This window comes from Clostridium sp. AF32-7AC (genome assembly GCF_003477925.1).
In the GTDB taxonomy this organism is placed as follows: Bacteria; Bacillota; Clostridia; order Lachnospirales; family Lachnospiraceae; genus Otoolea; species Otoolea fessa.
Genome location: NZ_QUEG01000009.1, coordinates 101,868 through 118,725, shown reverse-complemented (window position 1 = coordinate 118,725; position 16,858 = coordinate 101,868). Strand labels below are relative to the sequence as shown.

The window sequence follows — 16,858 nt, the reverse complement described above, 5'->3', positions numbered from 1 at the left end:
CACGCGGCTGTTAACCGCGCTGTCGTAGGTTCGAGTCCTACTCGGGGAGTTTTAATTTAATATCTGGCCCCATGGTCAAGCGGTTAAGACATCGCCCTTTCACGGCGGTAACACGAGTTCGAATCTCGTTGGGGTCATTTATGGCGACATAGCCAAGTGGTAAGGCGTGGGTCTGCAACACCCTGATCACCAGTTCAAATCTGGTTGTCGCCTCTGAGGAATCATCGAAAGATGGTTCCTTTTTTTATGCCTGAAAAGCCGTATTTTACAAGGATTTTCGGGATTTCAACTGTTTGATTCGCTGTGAAGTAAGATGGCGCTATCGGATTTTCGCATCTTCTGCTATAATAGAATCATTCAAGAAACGGCATTTTAACATAGCCGCGACAAAATTATTTTATAATATGGAGGAAGCGAAAATGGCAGAAAAATTACAGGAATACAGCCTGACCTGGGAAGTAACGGATGAGATGACGGCAAAGCGAATCGGAAGCGCAGGTTCCCAAATTTTGTCTACTCCGAATATGGTGGCCCTGATGGAGGCGGCAGCGCTGGAACTGGCGAAATCGTATCTGGAGGAAGGACAGACGACGGTCGGAGCGGAGATTCACTGCCGCCATCTGGCGCCGACGCCGGTGGGAATGAAGGTAACAGCGACTGCAAAACTCCGCAGCATTGAGCGCCGGAAAATGTGGTTTGATATTGAAGTAAACGATGAGAAGGGCAAATGCGGCGAAGGGTCCCATCTGCGGATCATGGTAAATTCAAAGGCGATGAGCGACAAGGCAGCGAGCAAGGCGGAATAAGGAGTATCAGGTTTAAGTATCATGCACGGATTTTGCCGTTCTGGAATAAGGGGGAGCGGCAAAATCAGTTTGTGGTATGCCATGCGTGTGAATAGAGATAAAGAAAGGTTACTGGTCACGTGTGTGTGCAGCAACATAGAAAGAGAGGCAGCGGTGCGGACAGAAACGATAGGGTGGATCATTGGCATTTTGATTGCGGCAGCGCTTGTCTGGTGGATTTACCGCAAAATAAAGAGGAAAATACGGCAGCTGGCGAGTACGCCGGAGGTACAGGTGCTTCGGTATGTGGCAAAGCATTTATCGGAAGGTGATTTGACGCAGCCAGACGCATCCAAACCGCGTTCGCTGGCGGGAATGGACCGGCTGTGCCTGCCGCAGATTGCAAAAGATTTCCCGGAGTTTAACTGGAGCGAGTGGAAGGCTCAGATCGAGACAGAATTGAGAAAAAAACTGGAAAAAGAGTATCAGAAGATACATATTCACCGGACGGTCATCAGCCGCTATCAGAAGGAAAAAGGACTCTGCCGGATTCTGTGTGAGTCGGCGGTCGAGTATGAGGAAATGACTGAATATGAGAAAACGCCTGAGATGCAGTCAGAACTGCATTCGAATCTGATTCAGACGGTTTATGAGACGGAACTGGTATATGTCTATGAGGATGCGAAAACAGCAGGGGCAGCGGTTTCGCTTATCTGTCCAAACTGCGGTGCACCGATTCAGAAGCTGGGGTTGAAAAAGTGTGAATATTGTGGTTCCGTGCTGGAAGTCCAGAATAAGAAGGCATGGAGACTGCTGGAGATGCGGGAAAAGTAAGCGGGTGATCTCACGGTAGAATCCGGTGATGGGGAGAGAATGCTCCCGGATAAATTGCAGAAGAGTTTTATATGGGGCAGGAGCTTCCTGATGGCTGCCGCGAAAGCGGACAACCATGCAGGTAGTTTCCTGCCATTTGTCTGTGCCCGGAACGGAGGGAGCCTCCGGCGAAATGCCGACATCGACCTTTCCAGGTCAGACCGCTGTTTCCGTCTGAGACTTGTCGAACTGGCGGATGGAAGTTTCAAGATCCAGATGGGAATGCAGCATTTATTCAGTTTCAACTGGATGTAAATTCATAACCAGCTTTTCCGGATGCCGTCTAATCCACCGCAATGCAATCAGGCAGATGGCAACGGAGATGAGAGATCCGATCGGCGCGGCGAGTCCCATTGGATACAGTGTTTCTGGGAAATAGCGGCAGGCGAGCCATGCCAGCGGGATGCGCGCTACCACGATCGAGATGCAGTTGTGCAGGAACGACAGCCCGGACAGTCCGCAGGCGCAGAAGAAACCGCTGCAGCAGAAATGGATACCGGCGATCATGCAGTCCAGCACATAGCTCTTCATATACTGGGTTCCGAGCCGGACAACCTCTGCCTCATCAGTAAAGAGGGAGACGGCGGCACCGGCAGCAAACTGCATGGCGATTGCGATGATCAGCCCGAAAGAAAATGTGATGCAGATCGCGTAGCGCAGCGTCTGACGGGCACGCTCAGGTTTTCCGGCGCCCAGATTTTGAGCGGAGAGGGCGGAAACCGTGGAGAGAAGCGAGGATGGAACCAGAAACAGGATTCCGATCAGCTTTTCAACGATTCCGACCGCCGCCGCATCATTTAATCCGCGCTGGTTGGCAAACATGGTAATAACCAGAAAAGAAACCTGTATAAAGCCGTCCTGAATTGCAACTGGGATTCCGACCTGCAGGATGGAGGCTATGGTAGTCTTATGTGGATGGAGGTCACGGAGACGAAAACCCGGAAACATCCGTTTTTTAATGATTACGACCAGGGCGATCAGGACACTGCACATCTGTGACAGGGTCGTGCCGAGCGCCGCGCCGGACGGACCGAGCGAAAACACGCCCATTAAAAGGTAATCAAGCGCAATATTGATAATACAGGCGATTGCAACGAAATACATCGGACTTTTGGAGTCGCCCATGCCGCGGAAAATTGAGCTGATGATATTGTAGGCGGTGATGAACGGGATGCCGGCAAAGCAGATCATCAGATATGCCGCGGTGCCGTTTACCGCTTCCTCCGGGACAGACAGCAGCCTGATAATGCCGTGAACCGTCGTCAGCAGAAGTCCGGTCAGAAGAATGGACAGACCTGCAAATAAGGAAATCGTGTTACCGATGCCGCGCGCCGCAAGCTTCCGGTCACCCGCGCCGACCGCGCGTCCGATGAGAACCGTTGCGCCCATCGCCAGACCAACGATCATAACCGTCAGCATATGCATGACCTGACTGCCGACCGAGACCGCCGTCGTCCCATCCACACCGCCAAACTGCCCGATAATAAACAGATCCGCCATGCCGTAGAGTGTCTGCAAAAAATAAGATAACAAGTATGGCAGGGAAAAATAGATAACTGTTTTCAGCACACTGCCGGAGGTGAGATTCTTTTCCATGAATAAATCCTCGTCTTTCTGGTAAAAATAGATGACTCCGCCGTCGGCCGTCAGAAAGAAAACGCCGTAGAAATCATTTTCTGAGTATAGTTTATCAGAAATAACTATAATGTCTACAATAATTATAGAGTCAAGGGAAGAAAATCCTTGTTTTTAAGTAGGAAATTTGTGGTATAATATGAGCACTTAGCGAGGTGTTTTCGAGCTTAGTGCGAGTCATATCTAAATACTTAATGAAGCAGAGCCAAAGGCGATAGCTGAATTTAGTATTTATGGTATAATATGAGAAGGCAAATAAAACCCACTTTGATTTTACACAGGAGGTTTCATGAGTTTAGAGTTTAAAAAAATTGAAGTTAACAGTATCCAGGAGATGCTTCCGTTTTACGCGATGCGCCACAATATGACGTGCGACAGCGTATTTCTGGAGAGCTATGTCTGGAAAGATTATTATAATGTCCGTTATGCAATTTGGGAAAATAAGGCGCTTTTATGGCTGATGGAGAATGAAGGACATTGTTTTTCCGCGATGCCGCTGTGCCGGGAGGAAGACCTGCCAGGGGCGTTTGCGGCGATTGAGGAGTATTTTAATGAAGAACTGGGATATCCGCTGGTTATCAATCTGGCGGATGAGTATGCAGTGAAATATTTAAATCTGCCGGAGGACAAATATCTGGTGGAAGAGCAGGTCGATTCGAGGGATTATCTCTACAACGGCGATGCGATGCGTTCCCTGGCGGGAAAGAAACTGCATAAGAAGAAAAACCGCGTCAACGCATTTAAGCGCGAATATGAGGGGCGCTATGAGTACCGCCGTCTGTGTTGTTCGGACAGCCACGATGTCTGGGTTTTTCTGGACCGCTGGAGACAGCAGAAGGGCGAGGAGGTCGAGGAACATCTCGATTATGAGGTAAAGGGCATTCACGATATTCTGAAAAATTGTTCAGAATTCAGCATCCACATGGGCGGCGTGTATATCGACGGTCAGATGGAGGCATTTACGATCGGAAGCTACAATCCGGTGGAACATATGGCGGTTATCCATATTGAGAAGGCAAACCCGGAGATCAACGGTCTGTACCAGTTTATCAACCAACAGTTCCTGATAGAGGAATTTCCTGAGGCTGAGTGGGTCAACCGCGAGGACGATATGGGATTAGAGGGACTCCGGAAGGCGAAAATGACGTATTATCCGGCGGATTATGCACGCAAATATCTGGTAGAACAGCTGTTAAACGGCAGCAAGGGCTATCACTGGGCGGAGCAGATCGCCAATACGACGGCGGGAAGTGTGCTGACGTATCTGGACGCGGAGGATAAGGACGAGACGAAGCATCTCTGGCATATGTGTTTCCCGGAAGATTCGGAGAGTTTTATCGAGTATTATTATAAGGAAAAGACGAAGGATAACGAGATTCTGGTGAAAAAGGATAATGGACTTCTGATTTCGATGGTGCAGTACAATCCGTATGCGGTGAAGCTGCGTGGACGCCTCTGGAAGCTCGATTATCTGGTCGGGGTGGCGACCGAGGAGAGCCGCCGCCGCGAAGGACATTTCCGGGACGTATTTGTGAAAATGCTTCACGACGAGGAGGCAGCCGGAAAGCCGATCACGTATCTGGTTCCAGTCAACCCGGCTGTGTATGCGCCGATGGGATTTACCTTCATCGGAAATGTGGCATTCTATGAGCTGACCGAGGAGGCGAAACAGACGCTGACGCGCACGGTGTGCCAGGATACGCCGGAGGACTGCGGGCGGGCTGCTGTCTATATGGAACAGTGGCTGGGAGCACGGTATGAGATGTATACGCGCCGGGATGCGGCGTATATGAGCCGTTTCATCAAGGAGCTGGCTTCCGAAAATGGCACGCTGGAATTCCTGGAACAGGACGGCAGGCTGGTTGGTCTGGATGCCTACTGGGGCTGGGAAGTCCGTGAACACCGGCTTTTGTATGCGGAGGACGCATACACGGTCAAGACAGGAGAGAAGCCGTGGAATATGGCGCGCCTGACGAATATCGGGGCGCTGCTGGCGGCATTTGGCTTAAAACAGGCAGAGCAGCAGGGAGGAGAAAAACGTATGCTTACACTCGGCATCCGCATGAACGATCCGATTCTGGAAATGAACAACGGTGAATTTGTCTGGACGATTGGGGAGACAGGTTCCAGCCTGAAGGCGCGGAAACCGGAGCCGGATACCTGCGGCTGCACGGAAAATGTTTCCATATGGCTGGAGACGAAGCCGGAAGAGCTGGTAAGCTGGCTGTTTGGCTGCCGGAAAGCGGAAGAAATCTGGGGCGGACAGTTTGAAAATAAGGAGCTGGCAGAGATTCTGGCACAGGTTGATACGGTGAACGGCGTGTATCTGGATGAGATTGTGTAGAGTGCGTGCTGTAATTGTATAGTATAGAAAATATGCTGACTTTATGTAAACTAATAGAAACAGTATGTTTTCAGAAAAAGGAGAGGAGAGTGCGTCAGATGGGAGAGACAGACATATTAAAAAAATGGATTAATGAGTCAAATTATATTGTATTTTTTGGCGGGGCGGGTGTTTCGACCGAGAGCAATATCCCGGATTTTAGAAGCACGGACGGGCTGTACCATCAGGAGTATGACTATCCGCCGGAAACGATTTTAAGCCACAGCTTTTATATGAGAAAGCCAGAGGAATTTTACCGGTTTTACCGCAATAAGATGCTGTTCCCGAATGCAAAGCCGAACCGGGCGCATCTGGCGCTGGCGAAGCTGGAGCAGGAAGGAAAGCTGAAAGCGGTTATTACCCAGAATATCGACGGGCTGCACCAGGCAGCAGGCAGCAAAGAGGTGCTGGAGCTGCACGGATCGGTGCTCCGCAACCATTGTACGCGCTGCGGCAGGTTTTACGGATTGGATGATATTTTGAAGATGAAGGGCGTGCCGAAGTGCGGCTGCGGCGGCGTGATCAAGCCGGATGTCGTGCTGTATGAGGAAGGACTGGACAATGAGGTAATTGAGCGGTCAATTGCCCATATCCGCAAGGCAGATATGCTGATCATCGGCGGTACCTCGCTGGTGGTGTACCCGGCAGCGGGGCTGATTGATTATTATCATGGAAATAAACTGGTTCTGATCAATAAATCAGCGACCTCGCGCGATGGTCAGGCGGATCTGGTTATCAGCGACAGCATTGGGAAGGTGCTGGGGGACGCGGTCGGAGTATAAGGTAGTAACAGGGGAGAGAGGAAATGGTATACGAGGTTGGAGATATTGTAAAACTCAAAAAGCCGCACCCGTGCGGCAGCCATGAGTGGGAGATCCTGCGGGTCGGCGCGGATTTCCGTTTGAAATGTGCCGGCTGCGGGCATCAGGTGATGATGGCACGACCATTGGTAGAAAAGAGTACCAGAGGACTGAAAAAAGCGGGAGAGAAGTCCGAATAAGAGCGGCGGGGGGGCGTACAGATGCAGGCAGCTTCATGATCTGGCAGTCAGTAAAAGAATGCAGTAAGAAGGGGCAGAAAGCCCGGAAAAAACGAGAAAATTTACATAGAAAATCTCGAAAAAGTGCTTGCCAAGCCGTTCCTTTTTTGGTATCATAGATATTCGGTAATATATAACACAAAAATCCTTACTCCCTGCTGGAGTCAGGGGGTCAGTGACCACAAGGAGGTAAGAAAGAGCATGAACAAATATGAATTAGCAGTTGTTCTTAGCGCAAAACTCGAGGACGAAGAGAGAGCCGCAGCGATGGAGAAAGTAACAGGTTACATCACACGTTTCGGCGGTACAGTAACTGACATTGATGAATGGGGCAAGAAGAGACTTGCTTACGAGATTCAGAAAATGAAAGAAGGATTCTACTACTTCGTACATTTCGAGTCTGATTCCGTATGCCCGAATGAGGTGGAGAACCACATCCGCATCATGGAGCCGGTTATCAGATACTTATGCGTAAGACAGGATGCGTAAGAGTAGATAAAGAAAGAGTGATCGTATGAATAAAGTAATTCTGATGGGCAGATTAACGAGAGATCCGGAAGTGAGATACTCTCAGGGCGAGAGAGCTATGGCAATCGCCAGATACACGCTGGCAGTAGACCGCAGAGGCCGCAGAGGCGGAAACGGAGACGACAGCGCACAGACAGCGGATTTCATTCCGTGTGTTGCATTTGACAGAGCAGGCGAATTCGCTGAGAAGTATTTTCATCAGGGAACCAAGCTCGTAGTAACCGGAAGAATTCAGACTGGCAGCTATACCAATCGTGACGGCCAGAAAGTATATACGACAGAAGTGATTGTAGAGGATCAGGAATTTGCAGAGAGCAAGAATGCGGCATCTGGCAACAGCGACGGCGGTTACCGTCCGGCAGAGCGCCCGGCTCCGTCCAGCGCAATCGGCGATGGATTCATGAATATTCCTGATGGAGTAGAAGACGAAGGCCTTCCGTTCAACTAGGTTCGGGAATCGGTCCCCCGGCGGACGGAGTGCGCGAGAGCGCCATCAGGCTGATGTGTGTGAAGGAGGAAAGACCAATGGCATTCAATAAAGGCGATAAAACAGACGCTTCCAAGATCAGAAGAGGCGGTATGCGTAGAAGAAAAAAAGTTTGTGTATTCTGCGGCGAGAAGAACGGCGAAATCGATTACAAAGATACAAATAAATTAAAGAGATACGTATCCGAGAGAGGAAAAATCCTTCCGAGACGTATCACTGGCAACTGTGCTAAACATCAGAGAGCTCTGACTGTAGCTATCAAGAGAGCAAGACATCTGTCCCTGATGCCGTATGTTTGCGAGTAATCCTTGTAAAATAAGAGTTTTTTAAGGGTAAAGGAAGATTTTTACTCAAATTTCACTCAATTATTGAGGATAAAAATGATTGGGATTCCATGTGAGAGATCATGTGGGATCCCTTTTTGTATAATAGGAAATTCCATGGAATTCCCTATTACACAAAAAAACAGATTTCGAAAATAAGTGCTTTACAAAAACACTTTAGTATGCTAATATGGTAGCATATTAAAAAGCGAGACGGAAACCGGCAAAGGGAGAACGGCTTCCACTGTCTGAAAATGAGGAGGACACTAATTATGAAAAAGAGATTTGTGAGCGCAGCGCTGGCTGCAGTAATGGCACTTTCCATGACCGCATGTGGCAGCAGCAACAGCGCAGCAGAGACAACCGCAGCAGACACAGAGGCGGCTGAGAGCCAGGCAGAGGAAACCACCGCAGAAGAGGCGAAGACAACCGACGGCGGCACTCTGATTGTTGGTTTTGATCAGGATTTCCCGCCGATGGGATTTGTAGGCGATGACGGCGAGTACACCGGATTTGACCTGGAGCTGGCACAGGAAGTTGCAAAACGTCTGGGTCTGGAATATAAGGCACAGCCGATTGCCTGGGATTCTAAAGATATGGAGCTTGAGTCCGGCAATATCGACTGCATCTGGAATGGATTTACGATGACGGGTCGTGAGGATGATTACACCTGGACTGAGCCGTACATGGCAAACCAGCAGGTATTTGTCGTAGCCAATGATTCGGATATCAACAGCCAGGCGGATCTGGCAGGCAAGATCGTAGAGGTTCAGGCAGATTCTTCCGCAGAGGCAGCTTTAAAAGAGGCACCGGAACTGACCGCTACTTTCAAGGAGCTTCTGACAACCGCTGATTACAACACCGCATTCATGGATCTGGAGCAGGGCGCCGTTGATGCCATTGCGATGGACGTAATCGTAGCTGGTTATCAGATTCAGCAGAGAAACGCTGATTTCAAGATTCTGGACGATTCCCTTTCTGAGGAAGAATACGGCGTAGGCTTCAAGAAGGGCAACACCGAGTTAAGAGATAAAGTTCAGAGCACTCTGGAAGAGATGGCAGAGGATGGAACCTTACAGGAAGTTTCTGAGAAATGGTTTAGCAAGGACGTAACTACCGTCGGCAAATAGTAATTAATCGTTGATTGTAAAAACGAAACATTATTAAATAATAGGAATAGGGACGGCTGTGAATGATTTCATGGCAGTCCCCATTCGCGGTTTATGTGTTTAACTGTGAAGTCACAGCACATTCCGTTACCGGGCACGTATGCGTGAACAGTAACGAATCTACATTTTAGAAAGCAGGTATGGAATAATTATGGGTAAGATGACACTCCAGCAGATGATTACACAGCTTGCGGGTGGTATGGCAGTCAGCACACAGATTTTTGTGATCACACTGCTATTTTCACTTCCGTTAGGACTCGTGATCGCGTTCGGGCGTATGTCGAAGAACAAGCTGATCCAGACGATTGTAAAAGTATATATTTCGATTATGCGAGGCACGCCGCTGATGCTACAGCTCATGGTGGTGTATTTTGGACCGTATTATCTGTTCCGCATCAAAGTCGGCAGCAGTTACCGTCTGTGGGCTACCTTCATCGGTTTTGTCATTAACTATGCGGCATATTTTGCCGAGATTTACCGCAGCGGCATCCAGTCGATGCCGGTCGGACAGTATGAGGCAGCGGAGATTCTGGGTTATGGAAAGGCACAGACCTTCTTCAAGATCATCCTGCCGCAGGTAATCAAGCGGATTCTTCCGTCGGTGACGAATGAGGTCATCACGCTGGTAAAAGATACGTCTCTGGCGTTTACGTTGAGCGTGGCGGAGATGTTCTCAATCGCCAAGGCGCTGGCGGCATCCCAGACGAATATGATGCCGTTTGTGGCAGCAGCCGTCTTTTACTATATTTTCAATCTGGTTGTGGCAGTTGCAATGGAATGGATTGAGAAAAAGCTGGATTATTACCGATAGAAGCGGGAGGAATGTGGAAAATGAACCTGTTAGAATTAAATCATGTGGAAAAATCATTCGGCGATCTGTCGGTTTTAAAGGATATTTCACTGAGTGTGAGCGAGGGCGAGATCGTGTCCATCATCGGACCGTCCGGCTCGGGTAAATCGACGCTTCTGCGCTGCGCGACGATGCTGGAGACGATGGACCACGGCGAGATCGTATATTTAGGAAAGAGAGCAGCCTGGACGGGCGCGGATGGCAAGGTCAGCTATGCGGATAAGAAGGACATGAAGGAGATCCGCAGCCAGTACGGTCTGGTATTCCAGAATTTTAACCTGTTTCCGCACTATTCTGTGCTGAAAAATATCACAGACGCGCCGATCCATGTGCAGAAGCGCGACAAGGAGACGGTTTATAAAGAGGCGCGCGAGCTTCTGAAAAAAATGGGTCTGGAGGATAAGGAGGACTATTATCCGTACCAGCTCTCCGGCGGTCAATGCCAGCGTGTGGCGATCGCCCGTGCATTGGCACTGAATCCGAAGATTCTGTTTTTCGACGAGCCGACCTCCGCACTGGATCCGGAGCTGACGGGAGAAGTATTAAAGGTTATTAAGTCGTTAGCGGATCTGCACATCGCGATGGTGATTGTTACCCATGAGATGGCGTTTGCAAAAGATATTTCCCACCGCCTGATCTTCATGGCAGACGGACTCATCGTCGAGGAGGGCGCGCCGGAGAAGGTGTTTGCTTCGGATAATGAGAGAACGAAGAGCTTTTTGGGACGGTATGGTAAGATTCTGTAAGAAATAATTAGGAAAATGGAAGATGGGCGTTGCTGGTTTTGGAGTGGAAAATCGGCGACGCCCGTTTTTTATGGGGAAGCATTTTATGGGGAAGCATATAAGTGTTATTTGCAATTTTACAGTAAATGTGATACGCTTTTATCAAGTATTCCGATTTGCGAGGCAGTAGATACCTTTCAAAAAGGAATGGAACAGAAATAATCGAGTGTTCCGGCGATGCTGGAAGTGGTGAAAAGCGATGCTGACGTTTGAGACGGGTCTTGAAGGAAAGGGGAGCGGTTCATGGAGATTCGTATACCCTTTTTGAGATGGATGGAGTCCGCGTCTACGCGGGCTCTTTTTGATCCATTTGCTTTATAGAAAGGCGGGTCTGGAAAAAGTGGTGCCTGTGGATGGAAGATTTTGCAGGACAGGATCGCAGCATGGTTTTTAGCAGAGATATTTGAAATGGTATCTGTTGTAGAGAAAAATTTGGACAGATAAACAGGAAGATATGAGGGAAAAACATGGAGACAGAATCAAGAGTTGCCGTGATCGGTATTGTGGTCGATCAGACGGGAGATACGGAAGAGTTGAATAAGGTGCTGCACCAGTACGGGCAGTATATCGTAGGGCGGATGGGGATTCCTTACCACAAACGGAACGTGAATATTATCAGCGTCGTGATTGACGCGCCGGGTGATGTGATCAGTGCGCTGTCCGGGAAGTTGGGGATGCTGCGGGGGATTTCTTCGAAGGCGCTGTATTCGAAGGCACCGGAAGCACAGGAATGAAAACGAGGTGGCGGAATGGCAGATTTTACACGCGCGGGACTTCGACCGTCTGACTGGTGGCGGGAGGCGGTCCGTACAGGCGCTGAACAGATAGAAACGATTACAGAATTAAAGAGATTGATTGACCGTCTGGAAGCGGGGGAGTCCCTGACGGAGGATGAGTGGGTCAGTCTGATCGAGGGACGTTCACCGGAGCTGGCGGACTACCTCTTTGAAAAAGCGCGCTGCATCCGGGAAAGAGAGTACGGAAAAGCGGTGTATGTGCGGGGACTCATTGAGTGCAGCAATTATTGCAAAAACGACTGTCTTTATTGCGGCATCCGAAGGAGCAATCGAAATGCAAGCCGGTACCGCCTGAGTCGGGAGGAGATTCTTTCCTGCTGTGAGAATGGTTATCAGCTGGGATTCCGCACCTTTGTTTTGCAGGGCGGTGAGGATCCGGCGATGACGGACGACTGGGTGCTGGAGATGGTGCAGGCGATCCGGGCGGAATTCCCAGATTGTGCGATTACTTTGTCGCTCGGAGAAAAGAAGTATGATACGTTGAAACGCTGGAAAGAGGCAGGGGCGGACCGGTATCTGCTGCGCCATGAGACGGCGGACGCGTGCCATTACGCGAGACTGCATCCGGCAGAGATGTCATTTGAACACCGGATGCAGTGCCTGCGTGATTTAAAGGCGCTTGGTTATCAGACCGGATGCGGTTTTATGGTCGGTTCTCCGCACCAGACGGCGCGCTGTCTGGCGGGAGATATGCGTTTTATCGAAGAACTGGATCCGGAAATGGTGGGAATCGGTCCGTTTATTCCGCAGCACGACACTCCGTTTGGCGGGAAGGCAGCAGGAACGTTGGAAGAGACACTGTTTCTTTTAGGGCTGCTTCGCCTGCTGAAGCCGAAAGTGCTGCTTCCGGCGACGACAGCGCTCGGAACGATTCATCCGATGGGACGCGAACTGGGGATTCTGGCAGGCGGAAACGTCGTGATGCCGAACCTGTCTCCGGTCGGGGTGCGCGCCAAATATATGCTTTATGACAATAAAATCTGTACGGGAGACGAGGCGGCGGAGTGCATCAACTGCATGAAGAGGCGCATGGAAAGCATCGGGTACGAGGTAGTCATCGACCGGGGAGATTATAAGGGGTAAAAGCCTGCGATTTGGTTTGTTGGCATCGAAAAATGCTTACAGATAAATAAACTGACGGGGAAGGACGCGATGGACGGCTGATCATGCTGGCATTTTTGAAATTGATAATTCCGGAGGAAAACATGACAGCTATCATCCTGACCTGTAAGAAAAGGAGAAGAAACTATGAGTTACAATTACAACCCATCATCCCAAAAGGCAGAGGAATTTATCAACCATGAGGAAATTTTAGAGACTCTTTCCTATGCCGAGAAGAACAAAAACAACGTGGAACTGATTGACCAGATTCTGGCGAAGGCGCGGCTTCGAAAAGGGCTGAGCCACCGCGAGGCGGCAGTGCTTCTTGACTGCGAGATCCCGGAAAAGGTGGAGGAGATCTTTGAGCTGGCGCGCCAGATCAAGCAGGATTTCTACGGAAACCGGATCGTCATGTTTGCGCCGCTGTATCTGTCGAATTACTGCGTGAATGGCTGCGTGTACTGTCCATACCACATGAAAAACAAGCACATTGCCAGAAAGAAGCTGACGCAGGAGGAAATCCGGCGGGAGGTAATTGCGCTTCAGGATATGGGACATAAACGTCTGGCGCTGGAGACGGGCGAGGATCCGGTTAACAATCCGATTGAATATGTGCTGGACAGTATCAAGACAATTTACAGTATCAAGCATAAAAACGGGGCGATCCGCCGGGTCAATGTCAATATTGCGGCGACGACGGTGGAGAATTACCGGAAGCTGAAAGAGGCGGGAATCGGAACGTACATCCTGTTCCAGGAGACGTACCATAAGGAGAGCTATGAGCGCCTGCACCCGACGGGACCAAAGCACAATTACTGTTATCACACGGAGGCGATGGACCGCGCGATGGAGGGCGGTATCGACGATGTAGGAATCGGCGTTTTATTTGGTCTGGAGTTGTACCGGTATGAATTTGCAGGACTTTTGATGCACGCGGAACATCTGGAGGCAGTTTTTGGTGTTGGTCCGCACACCATCAGTGTGCCGCGCATCCGCCGGGCGGACGATATCGACCCATCGACCTTTGACAACGGCATCAGCGACGATATTTTTGAGAAGATCGTAGCCTGCATCCGGGTGGCAGTTCCGTACACGGGCATGATTATCTCAACAAGAGAGAGCAAAGCCTGTCGGGAGCGGGTGCTGCGGCTGGGCGTATCGCAGATCAGCGGCGGTTCCCGCACCAGTGTCGGCGGATATGCAGAGGAAGAGCCGGAGGAGGAAAATTCGGCGCAGTTCGATGTGAGCGACAACCGGACACTCGACCAGGTGGTCCGCTGGCTGATGGAATTAGGCTATATCCCAAGCTTCTGTACGGCGTGCTACCGGGAAGGACGGACGGGCGACCGATTTATGAGCCTGTGCAAGAGCGGGCAGATTCAGAACTGTTGTCATCCGAATGCGCTGATGACGCTCAAGGAGTATCTGGAGGATTATGCGGCGCCGGGGACGAAAGAGATTGGAGAGAAGCTGATTCAGGCGGAGATCGGTTCGATTCCGAAAGAAAAAGTGCAGGAGATCGTGAGAAAAAATCTGGTTGAAATTGAAAAGGGGCAGCGGGATTTCAGGTTTTAACTAAATCAGGAGGATCAAAATGGGAATGAATGAGACGCCGTCCGGCGAGCGGGTACATATCGCGTTTTTTGGACGGAGAAATGCGGGAAAATCGAGTCTGGTCAATGCGGTGACCGGGCAGGAGCTGGCGATTGTGTCGGACATCCGGGGGACGACGACCGATCCGGTCTATAAATCGATGGAGCTTCTGCCGCTCGGTCCGGTGGTTATCATCGACACGCCTGGAATCGACGATGAGGGCGAGCTGGGCTTAAAGAGAGTTGGCAAGACTCGTCAAGTCTTAAATAAGGCGGATCTGGCAGTCCTGGTGGTGGATGCGGTGGAAGGAATCAGCAGCTGGGAAGAAGAGATGATCCGGCTGTTTGAGAAGAAGGAAATCCCGTATCTGGTGGTTTACAATAAGATGGATTTGCTGACGGGAAAATCGGAACAGGAACCGGTTGTGGAACATACCGCCTATGTGAGTGCCCGGACGAGAGAAGGAATCCAGCAGTTAAAAGAGCAAATGGCACGTCTTACGTCACAGGAGACGGATGAAAAACGGCTGGCTGCTGATCTAGTAAAACCGTTTGATACGGTAATTCTGGTTGTTCCGATTGACAAGGCGGCGCCGAAGGGGCGGCTGATTCTGCCGCAGCAGCAGGTCATCCGGGATCTGCTGGACATCGGTGCGATGCCGTTTGTCTGCCGGGAAAGTGAACTTTCGGAGACGTTTGCAAAATTGAAAGAAGATCCGGCATTGGTAATCACGGACAGCCAGGTATTTCCGCTGGTAGACCGGCTGACGCCGCCGCAGGTGCGTCTGACTTCCTTTTCCATTTTGTTTGCGCGGTATAAGGGGGATCTGAAACAGGCGGCAGAGGGCGCAAAAGCGCTGGAAATGATACAGGACGGAGATCCGATCCTTATTTCCGAGGGCTGTACACATCATCGCCAGTGCGGTGACATCGGCACGGAGAAGCTGCCGGACTGGATCAGCCAGTACACGGGAAAAGCGCCGGAGTTTCATTTTACGTCGGGGACGGAATTTCCGGAGGATGTGTCCGGCTATAAGCTGATCGTTCATTGCGGCGGCTGTATGCTGAATGCGCGGGAGATGAAGAGCCGTCTTCGCAGCGCTGCCGATCAGGAGATCCCGATGACCAATTATGGGATTTTGATTGCCTATATGAAGGGAATTTTGAAACGGAGCATGGGGGCACTGGAGCCGGTCAGGTAGGAAATTTGGGCGGAGAAATGAACGGAAAGAGCGTAAATAATTAGAAATTTAGAAATAAAGGCGGATAAAGTTGCTGGACGATGGAAATGCCTGTCGGACAGCAGCTTTTTTCATAAGAAATTGCGTCCTATGAAAAAACGCTCCGCGAGGATGTGCACTCGCGTGAAGCAGTTTTTAGATTTCGCAGATGCCAGAATGTAAACTATATTAATCTGGTATGTTGACATTTAAAAATCAACGGTTTATAATAGCGAAAGTTAGCTAAATGAGAAAAATGGGATATTTTTGAGTTTGACCGAAGGATAACTAAAGAAAAAGTGTTTTGATTTTGATAAGGAGTAGAAGATATGAGTTTACAACTGGCAGAAGAGATTATAAAGGGACGCCGTCTGAAACGGGGCGAGGATTTAAGCTTTTTATTGAGTGAGGATCTGGATGAGCTTTGTGCGGGAGCTGATAAAATCCGGAAGGAGCTCTGCGGAAACCATGTGGATCTGTGTTCTATCATTAATGGACGAAGCGGACGCTGCGGCGAGGACTGCAAGTTTTGCGCGCAGTCAGCCTGTCATCATACGAAGGTGGAAGAATATCCATTTCTGGAGCCAGAGGAGATTCTGGAGGACTGCAAGCGTCATGAGGCAAAGAAAGTACATCGTTACTCCATCGTGACGGCGGGACGTGCGCTGACGGGAGCGGAAATGGAGAAGGCGCTTCGGGCATACCGCGCTATGAAGAAGGAATGCAAGGTAGAGCTCTGCGCCTCCCACGGACTTCTGTCACAGGAAGATTTCAACCGTCTGAAAGAGGCGGGCGTGGGACGGTATCATGCTAATATTGAGACTTCCCGGAGAAATTTCCCGAATATCTGTACCACACATACATTTGAGGACAAGCTGGAGGTCATCCGGCGTGCGCAGGCGGCGGGACTTTCCGTTTGTTCCGGCGGTATCATCGGCATGGGAGAAACCTGGGAAGACCGGATCGACATGGCAATCACGCTGAGCGAGCTTGGAATCAAGTCAATTCCGATCAATATCCTGCGTCCGATTCCGGGCACGCCGCTGGAACATCAGGCAGCGCTTTCGGAGAATGAGATCCTGCGGACGATTGCTATTTTCCGCTATATCAATCCGACTGCGATGGTCCGTCTGGCAGCAGGACGAAATTCAATGGAACATTCCGGCGAACGGGCATTCCGCTCCGGCGCGAATGCAGCCATCACCGGAGATATGCTGACAACTTCCGGAAACCGCATCAGCGAGGACCAGGAGATGTTGGCGGCTATGGGTTTCACATTATAAAAAAGGAG

Annotated in this window: 18 protein-coding genes and 2 tRNA genes; 19 read left to right on the top strand and 1 reads right to left on the bottom strand. The window is 50.2% G+C overall.

The genetic code is table 11. The annotated features are described in order from the left end of the window. Nucleotides 1-65 precede the first annotated feature (65 nt). From DWZ45_RS12365 to DWZ45_RS12345, 5 genes are all read left to right on the top strand, one after another. Nucleotides 66-137, top strand: a tRNA-Glu gene (locus DWZ45_RS12365). Nucleotides 138-142: 5 nt separating this feature from the next. Further along, nucleotides 143-213 (top strand) — tRNA-Cys (locus tag DWZ45_RS12360). A 206-nt stretch (nt 214-419) separates the two neighbouring features. After that, nucleotides 420-806 carry a thioesterase family protein gene (locus DWZ45_RS12355; RefSeq protein ID WP_022358901.1) on the top strand — a complete coding sequence of 129 codons (387 nt, stop codon included), beginning with the start codon at nt 420-422 and terminating at the stop codon, nt 804-806. Nucleotides 807-959: 153 nt separating this feature from the next. Continuing rightward, complete coding sequence (locus DWZ45_RS12350; RefSeq protein ID WP_118469350.1) at nt 960-1,619, top strand: hypothetical protein; 660 nt, start codon at nt 960-962, stop codon at nt 1,617-1,619. Nucleotides 1,620-1,709: 90 nt separating this feature from the next. Then, nucleotides 1,710-1,913 (top strand): hypothetical protein, encoded by a 204-nt coding sequence (locus DWZ45_RS12345; RefSeq protein ID WP_118469349.1) that lies wholly within the window; start codon nt 1,710-1,712, stop codon nt 1,911-1,913. Here DWZ45_RS12345 and DWZ45_RS12340 read toward each other — a convergent pair. After that, nucleotides 1,890-3,254, bottom strand: a complete 1,365-nt coding sequence (locus DWZ45_RS12340; protein WP_118469348.1) for an MATE family efflux transporter — start codon at nt 3,252-3,254, stop codon at nt 1,890-1,892. The two genes, DWZ45_RS12345 and DWZ45_RS12340, sit on opposite strands and share 24 nt — an antisense overlap. Nucleotides 3,255-3,582: 328 nt before the next feature. On the opposite strand from DWZ45_RS12340, the gene DWZ45_RS14835 reads away from it, so the two are divergent. From DWZ45_RS14835 to bioB, 14 genes are all read left to right on the top strand, one after another. Then, the gene (locus tag DWZ45_RS14835; protein ID WP_118469347.1) at nt 3,583-5,637 is read left to right on the top strand and encodes a GNAT family N-acetyltransferase; all 2,055 of its coding nucleotides are present in this window, start codon (nt 3,583-3,585) and stop codon (nt 5,635-5,637) included. A gap of 98 nt (nt 5,638-5,735) precedes the next feature. Next, entirely contained in the window at nt 5,736-6,458 is a 723-nt protein-coding gene (locus DWZ45_RS12330) for an NAD-dependent protein deacylase (RefSeq protein ID WP_118469346.1), read from the top strand. A gap of 23 nt (nt 6,459-6,481) precedes the next feature. Beyond that, nucleotides 6,482-6,676: a DUF951 domain-containing protein gene (locus DWZ45_RS12325; RefSeq protein ID WP_022358896.1), complete on the top strand. Its 195-nt coding sequence runs from the start codon at nt 6,482-6,484 to the stop codon at nt 6,674-6,676. Nucleotides 6,677-6,916: 240 nt separating this feature from the next. After that, on the top strand, nt 6,917-7,204 hold the full coding sequence (gene rpsF, locus DWZ45_RS12320; RefSeq protein ID WP_107001800.1) for a 30S ribosomal protein S6: 288 nt from the start codon (nt 6,917-6,919) through the stop codon (nt 7,202-7,204). 25 nt (nt 7,205-7,229) lie between these two features. Further along, nucleotides 7,230-7,691, top strand: coding sequence for a single-stranded DNA-binding protein (locus DWZ45_RS12315; protein WP_022358894.1), 462 nt, complete (start codon nt 7,230-7,232; stop codon nt 7,689-7,691). Nucleotides 7,692-7,768: 77 nt separating this feature from the next. Continuing rightward, complete coding sequence (rpsR, locus tag DWZ45_RS12310) at nt 7,769-8,035, top strand: 30S ribosomal protein S18 (protein WP_022358893.1); 267 nt, start codon at nt 7,769-7,771, stop codon at nt 8,033-8,035. Nucleotides 8,036-8,325: 290 nt separating this feature from the next. Beyond that, nucleotides 8,326-9,183: an amino acid ABC transporter substrate-binding protein gene (locus DWZ45_RS12305; RefSeq protein ID WP_118293963.1), complete on the top strand. Its 858-nt coding sequence runs from the start codon at nt 8,326-8,328 to the stop codon at nt 9,181-9,183. A 199-nt stretch (nt 9,184-9,382) separates the two neighbouring features. Beyond that, nucleotides 9,383-10,033 (top strand): amino acid ABC transporter permease, encoded by a 651-nt coding sequence (locus tag DWZ45_RS12300; RefSeq protein WP_333489850.1) that lies wholly within the window; start codon nt 9,383-9,385, stop codon nt 10,031-10,033. A gap of 20 nt (nt 10,034-10,053) precedes the next feature. After that, complete coding sequence (locus tag DWZ45_RS12295; RefSeq protein WP_118469345.1) at nt 10,054-10,818, top strand: amino acid ABC transporter ATP-binding protein; 765 nt, start codon at nt 10,054-10,056, stop codon at nt 10,816-10,818. A 506-nt stretch (nt 10,819-11,324) separates the two neighbouring features. After that, a complete protein-coding gene (locus DWZ45_RS12290) occupies nt 11,325-11,591 on the top strand; it encodes a TM1266 family iron-only hydrogenase system putative regulator (RefSeq protein WP_022358889.1) in 267 nt (88 codons plus the stop codon). 90 nt (nt 11,592-11,681) lie between these two features. Then, complete coding sequence (gene hydE, locus DWZ45_RS12285) at nt 11,682-12,737, top strand: [FeFe] hydrogenase H-cluster radical SAM maturase HydE (protein WP_243015261.1); 1,056 nt, start codon at nt 11,682-11,684, stop codon at nt 12,735-12,737. Between the two features lie 165 nt (nt 12,738-12,902). After that, nucleotides 12,903-14,330 (top strand): [FeFe] hydrogenase H-cluster radical SAM maturase HydG, encoded by a 1,428-nt coding sequence (hydG, locus tag DWZ45_RS12280; protein ID WP_022358886.1) that lies wholly within the window; start codon nt 12,903-12,905, stop codon nt 14,328-14,330. Nucleotides 14,331-14,349: 19 nt separating this feature from the next. Beyond that, nucleotides 14,350-15,549, top strand: coding sequence for a [FeFe] hydrogenase H-cluster maturation GTPase HydF (gene hydF, locus DWZ45_RS12275; protein ID WP_118469343.1), 1,200 nt, complete (start codon nt 14,350-14,352; stop codon nt 15,547-15,549). A 347-nt stretch (nt 15,550-15,896) separates the two neighbouring features. Beyond that, nucleotides 15,897-16,850, top strand: a complete 954-nt coding sequence (gene bioB / locus DWZ45_RS12270; protein ID WP_118469342.1) for a biotin synthase BioB — start codon at nt 15,897-15,899, stop codon at nt 16,848-16,850. The last annotated feature ends 8 nt before the right edge of the window (nt 16,851-16,858 follow it).

Bases quoted from the DNA above. Each gene is read 5' to 3' on its own strand.
- DWZ45_RS12355 (WP_022358901.1), top strand. From the start codon at position 420: ATGGCAGAAAAATTACAGGAATACAGCCTGACCTGGGAAGTAACGGAT.
- DWZ45_RS12345 (WP_118469349.1), top strand. From the start codon at position 1,710: ATGGCTGCCGCGAAAGCGGACAACCATGCAGGTAGTTTCCTGCCATTT.
- DWZ45_RS12340 (WP_118469348.1), bottom strand. From the start codon at position 3,254: ATGGAAAAGAATCTCACCTCCGGCAGTGTGCTGAAAACAGTTATCTAT.
- DWZ45_RS14835 (WP_118469347.1), top strand. From the start codon at position 3,583: ATGAGTTTAGAGTTTAAAAAAATTGAAGTTAACAGTATCCAGGAGATG.
- DWZ45_RS12330 (WP_118469346.1), top strand. From the start codon at position 5,736: ATGGGAGAGACAGACATATTAAAAAAATGGATTAATGAGTCAAATTAT.
- DWZ45_RS12325 (WP_022358896.1), top strand. From the start codon at position 6,482: ATGGTATACGAGGTTGGAGATATTGTAAAACTCAAAAAGCCGCACCCG.
- rpsF (WP_107001800.1), top strand. From the start codon at position 6,917: ATGAACAAATATGAATTAGCAGTTGTTCTTAGCGCAAAACTCGAGGAC.
- DWZ45_RS12315 (WP_022358894.1), top strand. From the start codon at position 7,230: ATGAATAAAGTAATTCTGATGGGCAGATTAACGAGAGATCCGGAAGTG.
- rpsR (WP_022358893.1), top strand. From the start codon at position 7,769: ATGGCATTCAATAAAGGCGATAAAACAGACGCTTCCAAGATCAGAAGA.
- DWZ45_RS12305 (WP_118293963.1), top strand. From the start codon at position 8,326: ATGAAAAAGAGATTTGTGAGCGCAGCGCTGGCTGCAGTAATGGCACTT.
- DWZ45_RS12300 (WP_333489850.1), top strand. From the start codon at position 9,383: ATGACACTCCAGCAGATGATTACACAGCTTGCGGGTGGTATGGCAGTC.
- DWZ45_RS12295 (WP_118469345.1), top strand. From the start codon at position 10,054: ATGAACCTGTTAGAATTAAATCATGTGGAAAAATCATTCGGCGATCTG.
- DWZ45_RS12290 (WP_022358889.1), top strand. From the start codon at position 11,325: ATGGAGACAGAATCAAGAGTTGCCGTGATCGGTATTGTGGTCGATCAG.
- hydG (WP_022358886.1), top strand. From the start codon at position 12,903: ATGAGTTACAATTACAACCCATCATCCCAAAAGGCAGAGGAATTTATC.
- hydF (WP_118469343.1), top strand. From the start codon at position 14,350: ATGGGAATGAATGAGACGCCGTCCGGCGAGCGGGTACATATCGCGTTT.
- bioB (WP_118469342.1), top strand. From the start codon at position 15,897: ATGAGTTTACAACTGGCAGAAGAGATTATAAAGGGACGCCGTCTGAAA.